The sequence below is a fragment of the Skermanella sp. TT6 genome (assembly GCF_016653635.2).
Classification (GTDB): domain Bacteria; phylum Pseudomonadota; class Alphaproteobacteria; order Azospirillales; family Azospirillaceae; genus Skermanella; species Skermanella cutis.
In genome coordinates, this window is the sequence record NZ_CP067420.1 from 4,619,038 (window position 1) to 4,632,080 (window position 13,043).

Below are 13,043 nucleotides of genomic sequence, written 5' to 3' on the forward strand. Positions count from 1 at the left end.
TTTCGACACCCTGGATTCATTTTATTAAAATCTACGAAACGCGGTGATCCGATCGTATCCTGGGCTGACTCAACCCTCTGGCGGAACGCCCGGTCTGGTATTACCATGCCAACCCCTATCGAACGAAGATCCGGCCCGGAGGAAGGCGCAAAGTGACCGAGACGAGCGAAGCGGCCGAACCCGCCGCCAAGGCCGGCGCGGACCGGGTTTCCGACAGGGTCGCGACCAAGCTCCTGGACATGATCGCCCGCGGCGAGCTGACGCCCGGCCAGCGGCTCCCGGGGGAGCGGCAGCTTGCCGAGCAGATGCAGGTCAGCCGGGTGTCGGTCCGGGCCGCCCTGCAGCAGCTCAAGACCCAAGGCTTCCTGGCCGCGGTCCAGGGCGGCGGCACGCGGGTGCTCTCGACCGCCGGCGACATGGACCCGGCCCTGACCGAGATGATCCGGGTCAAGTTCGACAATCTGTACGACCTGGCCGAGATCCGCGTGATCCTGGAATCCTGGGCGGCCCGGCGGGCAGCGGTCAACGCCACGCCCGAGCAGGTGGCCGAGATCGGCCGGACCGTGGTCGCCATGGCCCAGCCGTCGCGCGGCAAGCTGCGGGCGACCGACGACGTGGATTTCCACATCGCGATCGGCAAGGCAGCGGGCAGCCCGGTCTACATGCACATCCTGTCCGTCATCCGCGACACGCTGACCCAGATGCTGGAGTTCCACCGGCACGAGCTGTTCGAGCGGTCCGAGGACAAGGTCGTGCTGGCCCAGCACCGGGCGATCCACCGCGCCATCGACCGGCACGATCCCGACGCCGCCGCGGCCGCCATGACGGCCCACCTGACCTGGGTGCTCGACCACTACCACGCAGCCCGGCGCCGCCGCGACGAGGCCGGCGCGGAAAAGCCGCCGGTGGCGGACGCCCCCGCCGGATAGGCCGCCTCAGTCCCGACCCTGCGGGGCCGAGCCGCCCAGCGCCCGGGTGATCTCCCCGGCGGCGCGGACGACCAGCGCTCCCAGTTCGGCGATCCGCCCGTCGGGGATCCGGACGGCAGGGCCGGAGATCGACAGGGCGCAGAGCGGCCGTCCGTGCTCGTCATGGATCGCGGCCGCCACGCAGCGCAGCCCGACCGAGTGCTCCTCGTCGTCGACGGCGTAGCCGCGCCTCCGGGTTTCCGCCAGGTCCCTCGCGAGGTCGTCCGGACCGGTCAGCGTCCGGTCGGTGATCCGCCTCAGCGGCAGGCCCTCCAGCACGGCGAGCGCCTCCTCCTCCGGCAAGGCCGCGAGCATGGCCTTGCCGACGCCCGAGCAGTAGAGCGGCGCCCGCGTGCCCGGCTGGGACAGGGCGCGCATCATCTCCCGGCATTCGACCTGGGTCAGGATGACCGCCTCGCCCTTGTCCTCGACCGCGAGGTTGACGGTCTCGCCCGACTCCTCCATCAGGCGCCGCATGACCGGGCGCGCGATCACGGCATGGTTCCGCCGGCGCAGGAAGGCGCCGCCCACCGTGAAGGCCTGCACGCCGATGAACCAGCGTCCCCGGTCCTCGTCGAACGCGGCATAGCCCCGCTGCTCCAGGTTCTTGAGCAGGCGGTGCGCGGTGCTGGGCGGCTGGCCCGTCAAGGCCGCCAGCTCGGCCGAGCCGATTCCGTCCCCGGCCGCCGCGATGCATTCCAGCAGGTCGAGCGACCGGCTCAGCGCCTGGACCGGGCCGGCCGCCTCCGCCCTGGTCCCCTGTTGCCCGTGATCCCCGTCCAAAGCCGCTCCGCCGTCTGTGAAACCCGTCCGCCTTGTGTAAGGGCTGCCGCGGACCGGCGCAACCGGTCGAAACGTCGGCCCTCCTCCGCCCGGTCATTCGAACAGGCGGCCCGGCATGGTCAGGCGCACCCGGTGGCCGGGCGGCCCCGCCGTTTCCGGCGAAGCCTCGAGCTGGGATGCCAGGGCGGCCAGCAGGGTCCGGCCGATGCCGGCGGCCCTCCCCGCGTCGAGGGGAAGCCCTACGCCGTCATCCGCGACGTCCAGCACGACCGTGCCGTCCCGCCGCTCCAGGCGCACCGTCATCAGGCCCCGCCGCCCTTCGGGGAAGGCGAATTTCAGGCTGTTGCACAGGAGCTCGTGGATCGTCAGGCCCAGCGGCAGCGCGGTCTCGATGTGGCAATGCAGGGCGTCCACGCGGACATCCAGGGAAATCCGCCCGTCGTCCAGACGCGGGTCGGCGAGCGACCGGCACAGCCGGTCCACCTGGGCCGCGATGTCGATCCGCGCCAGATCGCCGGAAAAGGCCAGCTGCTCGTGTATCCGCCCCAGCACCAGCAGCCGGTCCTGGATGGCGGACAGTCGCTCCAGCGCCGTCGCGTCGGTCAGGAACGATTTCTCCAGCGCGATGATCCCCCAGATCCCTTGCAGGTTGTTCCTGACCCGGTGGTGGATTTCCCGAAGCAGCGCCTCGTTGTCGGCGAGCGCCCGGGACAGCCGGTTCTGGGCCAGCTTCCGCCGGGTGATGTCGCGGCCGACCAGGACGGCCGAGTCGGCGTCGAGCATGCCGACCGCCAGTTCCAGGAACATCGGCGCCCCGCAGGGGCGTGCCGTCTCCACCTCGACCGGCGGCGTCGGCCGGCCCTCGAGGCGCTGCCGGATGAGCAGTTCCAGGTCCTGCGGGGACAGGCCGAACAGCGGGCCGGCGCCCCGCCCGGCCAGCACCGCCGGCGGAAGCGCCGCGAGCGCCGCGGCCGCCGCGTTGCAGGACTGGATCGCCCCGGCGCCGGACACCGTCACGATCGGGTCTGGGCTGGCATCCACCACCTGCCCCATCAGGCGGTCGCCCCGGCGCCGGTTGGCCCGCTCCCGCCGCCGGTCCGCGATGCCGGCCGCCACAGGGGCCAGCCCCGCCGCGAGGACCGGCAGCGTCCAGTCCAGCAGCAGGCCTTCCGACCGCAGGACCAGCAGGGCCGACCCCGCCAGGATCGCCGCCAGGACGAGGGCGGCTCCGAACCGTGCCCGGCGGCTCGCCGGGAGGCCGGCCGCGAGCACGCAGCCCAGGGCCGCCAGGGTCTCCAGGATGCCGGCAAGGGCCGGCCGGTGCAGCCAACGCCCGGCCAACAGGTCGCCGATCATGGCGGCCTCCAGGACCGGGGCGGGAACGGGCCGGTCCGCGGCGGCGGTCCGCCATGCGCTCCCGATACCCTGGGCGGACACGCCGACCACGGCGATACGCCCCTCCAGCACGCCCGCGCCGGCGGACGGGCCTGGGCCGAGCAGGTCGGCGGCGCGGACGACCGGCACGCCGTCCAGGCCGCACAGCCGGGGGCGGAACCAGCCGTCCGCATCGACCGGAACGCGCAGCGCGCCGACGCGCACGGCCTTTAGCCCGCCCCGTCCGGCCTCGACCAGGAATCCGGATGCCTGCCCGACGATCCTGGCCGTCTCCGGTCCCAACCCGGCCAGCAGCCGGCCGCCCGCCCGGAGCACGGCGGCGAACCGGCGCACGACGCCGTCCGCGTCGACGGCCAGCGCGGTGACTCCGGCACCCGCCGCGGTGTCCTGCAAGACCGGCAGGTTGTCGATCACCCCGGCATGCCCGGGCAGACTCAAGCCGGCGGCCGGCCCGATCAGGCCGAAACGCCCCTGGACGCCGGCCGGAACCACCTCTTCGGCAGACCCCGCCTCGCGGCGCAGCGCCCGGGCGAGAACGACCGGAACGCCGCGCAGGGACTCGGCGAACACCCGGTCGGTGTCCGGCAGGTCGGCCAGGATGCCGGAGACGCCGGCCGGCAGGTCCGGCACGCTGGCGAAGCGCGGCGGCGACCAGCGGTCCGGCTCCGCGAAGACCACGGTGAAGACGACCGCCTCGGCGCCGCGCTGCCTCATCCGTTCGACCAGGCGGGCCATGGCCGCGCGCGGCCAGGGCCATTGCCCGGCCGCCTCCAGGCTGGCATCGTCGATATCGACGGCCACGACGCGCCCGGGGTGTGCGGGCCGCGGACAGAAGGCGGCGGCGAGATCGAACGCCTGGAGGCGCATCGCTTCCAGCGGCAGCGGATCGGCCCAGCGCAAGGCCAGCAGGCACGCGGCCAACGCGGCGGCGGCCGTCAACCTGGCATGGCGGCCAGGGTCCGGCCCGGGCATGCTCAGGATCGCCGCCATGATCAACGGACCATCACCTCGACGCGGCGGTTGCGCGGTTCCGCCACGCCGTCCCGGGTCGGCACCAGCGGGTCCGTCTCGCCGAAGGACTTCACCTCGACGGCTCCGGCGGGAATGCCCTCCTCCCGGAGCAGCCTCGCCACCGCCGCCGCCCGCGAGCGGGCCAGGCGTTCGTTCGCCGGCGCCGCGCCGGCCCGGTCGGTATGGCCGATCACCGACAGGTCCGGCAGCCGGCGCCCCCGGACCTCCGCCAGCAGGTCGGCCACCACGTCCCGCGACGGGCCGGTCAGCTCCTCGCCTCCGGCCTCGAAATAGAGGATGAACGCCGCGGGGGGCTGCGGCGTGGCGTCCAGCGCGTCGCCGAACAGGCCGGAAACGGCGGCGGGCGCCAGGGCGCCCCGATCGGCGGGCGGCGCGTCGGCGGCGGCCGACACGCTCGCCGCGAAGGGCCGGTCGAGCGTCCGCCGGCCGCCGCGGGTCTCGACCACGATCGCCCCGGACCCCTCCTCCCCCGGCAACAGCACCACCAGCTCGCTCCGGGTCGCGCGCCTCGCCTCCGCCAAGGCTTGATCGAAATCGCTCCGGCAACGCGCGATGTCGTCCATCTGCCAGCCTTCCTCCTGCTGCTCCGCCCAGCAGTCGAAGGAGGCCTGCGCCCGAGCCGCCGCGATCGGGGCCAGGATCCGGGCGTTCGAATCGAGAACGGACACCAGGCCGCCGCGCGCCTCGCCGAGACGCCGCAGCTCCGCCCCGTCCAGGTCGCGCTCCCCCGGGTCGGAGGGCTCGACCATCAGTCCCGCCTCGGCGGCCAGGGCGCGCCGGCGGTACCGCCGGCTGTCCGGCCAGTCGTACTGATCCGCTTCGCTCGCCGCGAACTCCCGGTACGCGGCCGCCAGTTCGGACAGGAATCCATGCTCGGCCTCCCCAGCCGGACGCCCTGCCGGCACGGCCGCGCACCCCGCGGCCCCGAGCGCCAGGAGAATTCCCGCCATCCTGCCCGCACCGGCCGCGCTCACGGAGTCGTCTCCGGGACGCGGACGGCGAAACGCGTGCCGCGGACGCCGACCGTTCCGTTCACGGTCCGGATCCGGACGGCCTCCGGCGCGAGGGCGGCGATGCGGCCGGAAATATAGACCAGGGCCCCCCGGATCAGCGACACGATGAAGGAAAGGCTTCCCCTCTGGGGCTCGAAGACGAATTGCCGGACCACGAAATCGCTGTTCTCACCCAGGGATATCCGGGACCCGTCCCTGAACGTGATGCCCAGGCTGGAGTCCGCGCCGGTCTGTAGCCGGTCCTGTTCGAAAAGTGCCCCGCCCGCCTCGGCCTCCAGGGTCCAGGCCCCGCGGGAAACCGTTCCGATCCCGGAAACGGTCTTGATCTGGGCTATCGGCTCCGCCGCTTCCGGGCTCAGGGGCGGAAAGCAGGCGAGCATGCCCATGACAGGGGCAATCATGAACATCACGGATCTGCGCATGCCGGCCGCCGCCCTGGAGGTAACTATCTCAAGTTTAAAATCGTCCGGATCTTGAAGCCAGACTTTCCGGATAGGACCGGGCCGCTCAAAAGCCATACGCGATCCGCGGCCGCGCTCCCCGCCGTCCATGTTCCAAGGGGATCGGACCCGGCCCGACCGGCATTGACATTCCGGCATCGGACGGCAAGTTTTGGCGCGGCAGTGCCCCATTCGCGATGCCCGACCGTTTCGGCCCGCCCGCTTCGGAATGACCACACACCGGCATTGTTGACCATCCGACGCCTCCAGCCGGGGCGAAGCCTCCTGAACCAAGACCCGCGCGAGAAGGGACTCACATGAAACGCAAGGCCAGTTCGATCCGGCGTTCCCGCTCGACCAAGATCGTCGCGACGCTCGGGCCGGGCACGTCCTCGCCGGAACGGATCCGCGCCCTGTTCGAGGCCGGAGTCGACGTGTTCCGGCTCAATTTCAGCCATGGCGTCCAGGAGGACCACGGCACCCGGCTGGAGATCCTGCGGGGTCTGGAGAAGCGGATGGGCCGACCGATCTGCGTCATGGCCGACCTGCAGGGGCCGAAGCTGCGCGTGGGCCGTTTCGCCGACGGACCGATCAAGCTGAGCCCCGGCATGAGATTCCGCCTCGACTTGTCCGACGAGCCGGGCGACGAGACCAGGGTCAAGCTGCCCCACCCCGAGATCTTCGAGGCGCTGACCCCCGGCACCGACCTGCTGCTCGACGACGGCAGGGTCCGGCTGCGCGTGCTGAGCTGCGGCCCCGACCATGCGGAGACGGAGGTGGTCACCGGCACCCAGCTGTCCGACCGCAAGGGCGTCAACGTCCCGAACGTGCTGCTGCCGCTGTCGCCGTTGACCGCCAAGGACCGCGACGACCTGCGCTACGCGCTCGACATCGGGGTGGACTGGGTCGCGCTCAGCTTCGTCCAGCGGCCGGAGGACGTCGCCGAGGCGCGCCGTCTGATCGCCAACCGCGCGGCTCTCCTGGTCAAGCTGGAGAAGCCGTCCGCCATCGCCCACCTCGACGAGCTGATCGAGATGGCCGACGGCATCATGGTCGCGCGCGGCGACCTGGGCGTGGAGATGCCGGCCGAGGACGTGCCCAGCATCCAGAAGCGGATCGTCCGCGAGTCGCGCATGGCCGGCAAGCCGGTGATCGTGGCGACCCAGATGCTGGAATCCATGATCGGGTCGCCGGCCCCGACCCGGGCCGAGGCGTCCGACGTCGCGACCGCCGTCTATGACGGCGCCGACGCCGTGATGCTGTCGGCGGAGACCGCGACCGGCGCCTACCCGATCGAAGCCGTGTCGATCATGGACCGCATCGCCCGCCGGGTGGAGCACGACCCGCTCTACCGCGCCATCATGGACGCCCAGCACCCCGACCCTCAGCGGACCTCCGCGGACGCGATCACCGCGGCGGCCCGCCAGGTCGCGCAAACGGTGTCGGCCGCCTGCATCGTGACCTACACGACCTCGGGCTCCACGGCGCTGCGTGCGGTCCGCGAGCGGCCGGACGTGCCGATCCTGTGCCTGACCTCGCGGCTGGAGACCGCGCGCAGGCTGGTGCTGTCCTACGGCGTCCACAGCGTCAACACCGGCGACGTCAGCACCTTCGCCGAGATGATCCAGAAGGCCTCGCGCATCGCCTACCAGGACGGCCTCGCCGCCGAGGGCCAGCGGCTGGTGATCACCGCCGGCATCCCCTTCGGCACCCCCGGCAACACCAACGTGCTCCGCATCGCCTGGGTGGAAGGCAACAGCCAGCCGTGAGGCCGGCGTTCCCGGCTACTCCGCCGCCTGGACCTGCGGAGATGGTTTCGCCTGCGTGACGAAGGCCGGGTTGCCCTTCAGGCTTTCCGGCAGCGGGCCGCCGGTCGCCCAGTCCAGCAGCTCGACCGTGTGGACGATCGGGATGCCGGTGCCGGAGGCGATCTGGGTCATGCAGCCGATATTGCCGGCGGCGATCACCTGGGGCTTGGTGCTCTCGATATTGTGGACCTTGCGGTCGCGCAGCTTCGTCGCGATCTCGGGCTGGAGCAGGTTGTAGGTGCCGGCCGAGCCGCAGCACAGGTGCCCCTCCGGCACCTCGCGGATCTGGAACCCGGCGGCGCCCAGCAGGGCGCGGGGCGGCGTCTTGATCTTCTGGCCGTGCTGCATCGAGCAGGCGGAATGGTAGGCCACCACCTGCCCCGTCTCGACCACCGGCTCGCCCAGGCCGAGCTCGGCCATGAACTCGGTGACGTCCTTCGCCAGGGCCGAGATGCGCGCCGCCTTGTCCGCCAGCTCCTTGTCCTCGCGGAACATGAAGCCGTAGTCCTTGACGGTCGTTCCGCAGCCGGACGTGTTGATCACGATGGCGTCCAGGCCGCCCCGCTCGATTTCCCGGGTCCAGGCCAGGATGTTGGCGCGGGCGAAGCCGTGGCTGCCGTCGGTCTGGCCCAGGTGGTGGGTCAGGGCGCCGCAGCATCCGGCCCCCTTGGCCACCACCACCTCGACGCCATGGCGGGTCAGCAGGCGGACGGTCGATTCGTTGATCGCCGTGTTCAGCACCTGCTGGGCGCAGCCGTTCAGGATCGCGACCCGCTTGCGCCGCGCGCCCTCGGCCGGGATCACCTGCGGCTTGTCCACGGCGCTGGGGCCGGGAATGCGCTTCGGCGCCAAGGCCAGCATGCCCTTCAGCTTGGCCGGCAGCACGCCCGCGACCGGGCTTCCCGCCCGCGCGGCCATCAGCGCCAGGCGGAACAGGCCCGGCCGCGGCAGGACCGTCGCCAGCATCCTGCGCATCAGCCGGTCGGCCGCCGGGCGGCGGTAGGTCTTCTCGATATGGGCGCGCCCGTGGTCGACCAAGTGCATGTAATGCACGCCGGACGGACAGGTGGTCATGCAGGACAGGCAGGACAGGCAGCGGTCGATATGCTTGACCACCTGCTCGGTCGCCGGCTTGTCGTTCTCCAGCATGTCCTTCATCAGGTAGATGCGGCCGCGCGGACTGTCCAGCTCGTCGCCCAGCAGGGCATAGGTCGGACAGGTCGCGGTGCAGAAGCCGCAATGGACGCAGGCGCGCAGGATCTTTTCGGACTCGCGGACATCGGCGTCGGCGAGCTGGGCTATGGAGAAATTGGTCTGCATGGCGGTTCTCCGCGTCAGACCCCGGCGTACAGGCGGCCGGGATTGAAGATGCGCTTGGGGTCCAGGGTTTCCTTGACGCGGGCGGACAGGGCCGCCAGCGGTGCCGGCTGGGGATGGAACACGTCGGAAGAGGCGCGGACGGTGTCGGGCGCCCGGATCAGCGTCGCGTGGCCGCCGCTCGATCCTCCGCCCAGTCCGATCGCGCCGCGCACGGCGTGCTGCCCGGCCGCCTCGGCGCCGGGATCGACGGCGAGCCACACCAGGCCGCCGCCCCAGTCGAAATAGGCGTCCGATCCGGGCAGCCGCCGCTTGATGTCGGCCACCACCCGCGCCCCGTCGGCGGGCGGCACCGACAGGCGCCAGACCAGCCGTTCCGGTTGGGAAACGAACGGCTTGACGTCCCGGAGGGCGGCCCAGAAGGCCAGCGACGGCTCGCGGTCCAGGAAGTCCACCGTCCCGAAGCCGCCGAGCAGGTCTCGCAGCTTGCCGGCCCGGTACTCGATCGACGGGCCGAAACCCTCCAGCCGGATCGCGGTCGCCGCGACGCCCGACTCCTTGGCGCCCAGTTCCTCGACGCCCAGCCCGCCGGCCAGCGACGCCGGCACATGGGCGGCGCCGGCGACCTCGTAGGGGCTTTGCAGGGCCAGCGCCATTACCCGGATGGCGTCCGTGTCTTCCAGCCCGCGGATCAGCACGGTGCGGGTATCCTCCGGCGCCGGAAGCACCTTCAGAGTGACCTCGGTCAGCACCGTCAGCGTGCCGTAGGCGCCGGCCACCAGCTTCGGCAGGTCGTAGCCGGTGACGTTCTTGACCACCCTGCCGCCGGCCTTGAACGCCTCTCCCCGGCCGCTGACCGCCTGGCATCCCAGGAAATGGTCGCGCACGGCGCCCGCCTTCACCCGGCGCGGTCCCGCCAGGTTGCACGAGACCACGCCGCCGATCGTCTGGCGTCCGGCCTCGCCGCCCAGCAGCGGGCCGAAGTCGGTCGGCTCGAAGGCGAACTGCTGGCGGTTCTCGGCGAGCAGGGCTTCCAGCTCGGCCAGCGGGGTCCCGGCGCGGGCGGACAGCACCAGCTCCTCCGGCTCGTACAGGGTCACCCCGGTCAGGCCCGAGAGGTCGAGCGTGTGGGTCGCCTGGAACGGCCGCCCCAGCGCCCGCTTGCTGCCGTTCCCGACCAGCTCCAGCGGGGTCTCCTCGGAGATCGCCCAGCGGACGGCTTCCAGGGTCTGGTCCGCGTCCGTGGGCTTCAGATGTGTCTTCATGCCGGGCCCTAGAAGCGCGGGAGGTCGGGGAACGGGATCTGCCCGCGGTGGATATGCATGCGGCCCAGCTCGGCGCAGCGGTGGAGCTGCGGGAAGACCTTGCCGGGGTTGAGCAGCCCTTCCGGGTCGAAGGCGCATTTCAGCCGCTGCTGCTGGTTCAGGTCGATCTCGGTGAACTGGTGGGTCATCAGGTCGCGCTTCTCGACCCCGACGCCATGCTCGCCGGTCAGCACGCCGCCGACCTCGACGCACAGCTTCAGGATGTCGGCGCCGAAATCCTCCGCCGCCTGGAGCTCGCCGGGCTTGTTGGCGTCGTAGAGGATCAGCGGATGCAGGTTGCCATCCCCGGCATGGAACACGTTGGCGACCCGAAGCCCGTGCTTCGCCGACATCTCGGTCATGCGGTTGAGGACCAGCGGCAGCTGCTTGCGCGGGATCGTCCCGTCCATGCACAGATAGTCCGGGCTGATCCGGCCCACGGCGGGGAAAGCCGCCTTGCGCCCGGCCCAGAAGACCATGCGCTCGTCCTCCGACTCGCTGACCCGGACCGAGACGGCGCCGCAGTCGCGGGCGATCTTCTCGACCTCGCCGATCAGGTGGTTGACCTCCGCCTCCGGCCCGTCCAGCTCGACGATCAGCAGCGCCTCCACGTCCAGCGGATAGCCCGCGTGGACGAACTCCTCCGCCGCATGGATCGCCGGCTTGTCCATCATCTCCATGCCGCCGGGGATGATGCCGGCCGCGATGATGGCGGCCACGCAGTTGCCGCCGGTCTCGCTGCTCGGGAAGCCGATCAGGACGGCGCGCAGCGTCTCCGGCTTGCGCAGGATGCGCACGGTGACCTCGGTCACGACGCCCAGCAGCCCCTCCGACCCGGTCATGATGCCGAGCAGGTCGTAGCCTTCGGCATCCAGGTGCTTGCCGCCGAGCCGGACGATGTCGCCGTTCATCAGCACCATCTCGATGCCGAGCACGTTGTTGGTGGTCAGGCCGTATTTCAGGCAGTGGACCCCGCCCGAGTTCTCGGCGATATTGCCGCCGATCGTGCAGGCGATCTGGCTCGACGGGTCGGGGGCGTAGTAGAACCCCTCGTGCGCCACCGCGGTGGTGATGCCCAGGTTGGTGACGCCGGGCTGGGCGGTCACGGTCCGGTTGGCGTAGTCGATGTCCAGGATCTTGTTGAACTTGCCCAGTCCCAGGATGATCCCGTCGGCCAGCGGCAGCGCGCCGCCGGACAGCGACGTGCCGGCCCCGCGGGGAACGACCTTGATCCCCAGCTCGTTGCAGTATTTCAGGACCTGGGAAACCTGCTCGGTCGTGGTCGGCAGGACGACCACCATGGGCAGCTGGCGGTAGGCCGTCAGGGCGTCGGTCTCGTAGACCCGCATCTCGTCGCGTTCGACGATGACGCCTTCGCCCGGCACGATGGCCCTCAGTGCATTGACGATCTCCGCCCGGCGGGCGAGCACCGAAGCGTCAGGCGTGGGCATCTTGATCATGCCGTGTTTCCTCCTCCAGCGGACGGGGCCGTACAGCGGCAACAGCCGATGCCGGTCTCTTGTCCCTCGGCCGCGCCTCGTCGGCGCCGGCATTTCATCGCGCGCACATTGGGAAAACGTCGCGTTGATGTAAAGTGGTATCACCACTTGGCCGAACAAGAGGCCCTGAAGATAGGATCCTGCGGGTTTTCCCCAACCCCTGAAAAGCAAAACCGCGCCGAAACTGCGGCGCGGTCACCCCCCGGAGATACGGGCTCTCCCCTTCAGCACGCTCAGCCCTGGCGCGCCTTGAAGCGGGGGTTCTGCTTGTTGATGACGTAGACGCGGCCCTTGCGGCGGATCACGCGGCAGGCCTTGTGCCGGGTCTTCATGGATTTCAGCGAGTTCACGATCTTCATGGTTCACAGTCCCAGGAGGGTAAGTCACAAGAGCGGCGGAAAATATGGAGCGCAAGGCCCGATGTCAACAAGCGCCTGTGTTTGCGCGCGGTTTTCGGGTCAGCCTTCCGACCCCCGGGTCAGCCTTCCGACCCCCGGGTCAGCCTTCCGACCCGTCGGCCAGTTTCAGGGCGAAGAAGCGGTACATGCGCAGCCCGCCCTGGAGCGCGGCGACGCGCCGCGCCCACAGTTCGACCTCCTCGACCACCGCCAGCTTGGTCTCGTGGTCCATGCTGTGCTTCTCCAGGAACTCGGTCAGCGACTGGATGGCGGCCAGGATCAGCACCCGATGGGCATCCGTCACGTCCTCGGTGATGCGGATGTCCAGGTTGCGCTGCTGGAGCGAATTGACCGTCTTGGCGACGGTCAGCGGGAACGGCTCCAGCGGCTCCTTCGCCAGCCACTCCTTCACCGCCGGCGACCGCGGCTCGTCCTTCTCGAAGACATAGTCGGTGAACAGGAGCTGCCCGCGCGGCTTCAGGCTCATCTCGATGCCGTCGTTCAGGCTCTCGCGGTCCTTGATGCAGAAGAAGGACTCCTTGGAGAAGATGCAGTCGAACCGCTTGGGGTGCCGGAAATTCTCGGGGTCGTAGTGGGTGACGGTCGCCTGCTTGGCCATGCCGGCCTTGACCGACCGCTCCATCCCCTCCTTCGCGAGGACGGGGGACGGTTCCAGCCCGGTGACCCAGCAGCCATACTGGGCCGCCATCTTGCGCGCGGCACCGCCCAGGCCGGCCGCCAGGTCCAGCACGCTCATCGCCGGGTTCAGCCCCAGCGGCTTGACCAGTTCCGGTATGTAGTCGTCGCCGCCCGGCGAGGTGAAGCCGTCGCCCCAGATCTTCTCCACCACGCCGATCCGGGTCGCGGACCAGAGCGGCTTGCCGAAGCGGGAATTGACGCCCGGCATCGCCGGCCTGGGCGCGGCGGGAGCGGCCGGCGCGGCTGCCGCCGGTTCCGGTGCTGCGTGCGCCTTGTCCTCGGGCAGGTCGTAGCCTTCCCACCAGGCGAGCAGGCGCTTCTTCCAAGGCTTGCCGGTTGCCGGGGCTTCGCTCATCTCCCAAACGTCGTCCTGAATGCGGCATGGAA

Annotated in this window: 11 protein-coding genes; 2 read left to right on the forward strand and 9 right to left on the reverse strand. The window is 70.9% G+C overall.

Annotated features, from left to right (window positions below; genetic code table 11):
• The first annotated feature begins 152 nt into the window (after window positions 1–152).
• On the forward strand, window positions 153–929 hold the full coding sequence (locus IGS68_RS21610; protein WP_247881015.1) for a FadR/GntR family transcriptional regulator: 777 nt from the start codon (window positions 153–155) through the stop codon (window positions 927–929).
• A 6-nt stretch (window positions 930–935) separates the two neighbouring features.
• On the opposite strand, the gene IGS68_RS21615 is transcribed toward IGS68_RS21610, so the two are convergent.
• From IGS68_RS21615 to IGS68_RS21630, 4 genes are all read right to left on the reverse strand, one after another.
• Window positions 936–1,751, reverse strand: a complete 816-nt coding sequence (locus tag IGS68_RS21615; RefSeq protein ID WP_201073711.1) for an IclR family transcriptional regulator domain-containing protein — start codon at window positions 1,749–1,751, stop codon at window positions 936–938.
• 93 nt (window positions 1,752–1,844) lie between these two features.
• Window positions 1,845–4,136, reverse strand: a complete 2,292-nt coding sequence (locus tag IGS68_RS21620; RefSeq protein ID WP_201073713.1) for a CHASE2 domain-containing protein — start codon at window positions 4,134–4,136, stop codon at window positions 1,845–1,847.
• A gap of 2 nt (window positions 4,137–4,138) precedes the next feature.
• Complete coding sequence (locus IGS68_RS21625; protein WP_201073715.1) at window positions 4,139–5,152, reverse strand: OmpA family protein; 1,014 nt, start codon at window positions 5,150–5,152, stop codon at window positions 4,139–4,141.
• On the reverse strand, window positions 5,149–5,592 hold the full coding sequence (locus tag IGS68_RS21630; RefSeq protein ID WP_201073717.1) for a FecR family protein: 444 nt from the start codon (window positions 5,590–5,592) through the stop codon (window positions 5,149–5,151). Before IGS68_RS21630 ends, IGS68_RS21625 begins: the two co-directional genes overlap by 4 nt.
• Before the next feature lie 356 nt (window positions 5,593–5,948).
• Here IGS68_RS21630 and pyk point away from each other — a divergent pair, with 356 nt between their 5' ends.
• The gene (pyk, locus tag IGS68_RS21635; protein ID WP_201073719.1) at window positions 5,949–7,400 is read left to right on the forward strand and encodes a pyruvate kinase; all 1,452 of its coding nucleotides are present in this window, start codon (window positions 5,949–5,951) and stop codon (window positions 7,398–7,400) included.
• Between the two features lie 15 nt (window positions 7,401–7,415).
• On the opposite strand, the gene glcF is transcribed toward pyk, so the two are convergent.
• The 5 genes from glcF to IGS68_RS21660 form a co-directional block, all read right to left on the reverse strand.
• The gene (gene glcF, locus IGS68_RS21640) at window positions 7,416–8,759 is read right to left on the reverse strand and encodes a glycolate oxidase subunit GlcF (protein ID WP_201073722.1); all 1,344 of its coding nucleotides are present in this window, start codon (window positions 8,757–8,759) and stop codon (window positions 7,416–7,418) included.
• Between the two features lie 14 nt (window positions 8,760–8,773).
• Complete coding sequence (gene glcE / locus IGS68_RS21645; RefSeq protein WP_201073723.1) at window positions 8,774–10,021, reverse strand: glycolate oxidase subunit GlcE; 1,248 nt, start codon at window positions 10,019–10,021, stop codon at window positions 8,774–8,776.
• An 8-nt stretch (window positions 10,022–10,029) separates the two neighbouring features.
• A complete protein-coding gene (locus IGS68_RS21650; protein ID WP_201081575.1) occupies window positions 10,030–11,517 on the reverse strand; it encodes an FAD-linked oxidase C-terminal domain-containing protein in 1,488 nt (495 codons plus the stop codon).
• A gap of 275 nt (window positions 11,518–11,792) precedes the next feature.
• A complete protein-coding gene (gene ykgO, locus IGS68_RS21655) occupies window positions 11,793–11,918 on the reverse strand; it encodes a type B 50S ribosomal protein L36 (protein ID WP_012973122.1) in 126 nt (41 codons plus the stop codon).
• 139 nt (window positions 11,919–12,057) lie between these two features.
• The gene (locus IGS68_RS21660; RefSeq protein ID WP_201073725.1) at window positions 12,058–13,011 is read right to left on the reverse strand and encodes a methyltransferase domain-containing protein; all 954 of its coding nucleotides are present in this window, start codon (window positions 13,009–13,011) and stop codon (window positions 12,058–12,060) included.
• Window positions 13,012–13,043 lie beyond the last annotated feature (32 nt).